Origin of the sequence: Bradyrhizobium sp. HKCCYLS1011, from assembly GCF_051167795.1 — a bacterium.
Taxonomy (GTDB): Bacteria; Pseudomonadota; Alphaproteobacteria; order Rhizobiales; family Xanthobacteraceae; genus Bradyrhizobium.
Genome location: NZ_JBNPTT010000026.1, coordinates 1 through 1,405, shown reverse-complemented (window position 1 = coordinate 1,405; position 1,405 = coordinate 1). Strand labels below are relative to the sequence as shown.

Here is a 1,405-nt window from a genome sequence, read left to right as displayed (position 1 = left end):
GCGCGCCCGCCAGCTGCTGCGTCCAATAGTGAAGCTGCCGCTGCAGGGCGGCTTCCGCCAGCCAGCGCCGCTGCCACACCGCATAGTCGGCATATTGGATCGGCAAGGCCGGCAGCGGCGATGGCTGCCCCGCGGCAAAGGCCGCATACAGCCGCTCCACCTCACCGACCAGCACGCCCAGCGACCAGCCGTCCGACACCACGTGATGCATCGACAGCACCAGCACGTGATCGTCAGGCGCCAGCTCTAACAGCGCCGCGCGCAACAGCCGATCGTGCGCCAGATCGAACGGCTGCTGCATGATGCGCTCGGCCCGCTGCCGCGCCTCTTCCGCCGAGACCGCAACCGGCTCCAGCGCCACTGGCCACGACGGATCGATCCGCTGTACCGCGCTGTCGCCTTGCGGCTCGAACCGCGTCCGCAACACCTCGTGCCGCCGCACCACCTCGCTCAAGGCCGTCGACAGCGCCGTGACGTCCAGCCGCCCAACCAGCCGCACCGCCGCCGAGATATTGTAAGTGCCGCCCGCAAGCCCGAGCTGCTCCACAAACCACAGCCGCTCCTGACCATGCGACAATGGCAAGGGCGCGTCGCGCGACGCCGGCTCCAAAGGAAGCACCGATGTCGCTGGCGCGAGTTGCAGCCGCTCGGCCAAGCCTGCAACGGTCGGCACGTCAAACAGGATGCGCAACGGGACCTGCACGCCAAGCTCCTGCTGGGCGCGGGCGACGACCCGAGTGGCAAGCAGCGAATGCCCACCGAGCGCGAAGAAGTCGTCATTGATACCAACTCCATCAAGGCCGAGAACGTCGGCAAAGATGGTGGCCAATATCGTCTCAGCCGCATTGCGAGGCGCCACATCATCGTCATGCCCGCGCCACTCCGGCGCCGGCAGCGCGTTGCGATCGAGCTTGCCGTTCGGCGTCAGTGGCAGGTGGTCGAGCCTGACGATGGCTGACGGCACCATGTGATCCGGCAGCATCTGCTGCAGATGCCGCCGCAGTGCGTCCGCCTCGAACGGCGCCTCGACGCATATCGTCACATAGCCGACCAGCCGGCGCTCACCGCTGTCGTCGCGCACCACCACGGCCGCCTGCTCGACAGCAGGATCGGACAGCAGCGCCGCCTCGATCTCACCGAGTTCGATCCGGAAGCCGCGCAGCTTTACCTGATGGTCGATGCGGCCGAGATAGTCGAGCGCGCCGTCAGGGCGCCAGCGCGCCAGATCCCCGGTGCGATACAGCCGCTCACCGGATGCGAACGGGCTCGGTACGAAGCGTTCCGCCGTGAGGCTCGGACGGCCGAGATAGCCGCGGGCAACGCCGACGCCGCCGATATAGAGCTCGCCGGCTACGCCGATCGGAACCGGCTCCAACCGATGGTCCAGCACATAGAGCTGGATGTT

The 1,405-nt window shown here is 67.7% G+C and carries 1 protein-coding gene; it reads right to left on the bottom strand.

Features of this window, described 5'->3' with window-relative positions:
• On the bottom strand, positions 1–1,405 hold a 1,405-nt coding region (locus ACQR1W_RS39760; protein WP_434855880.1), incomplete at both ends, for a condensation domain-containing protein.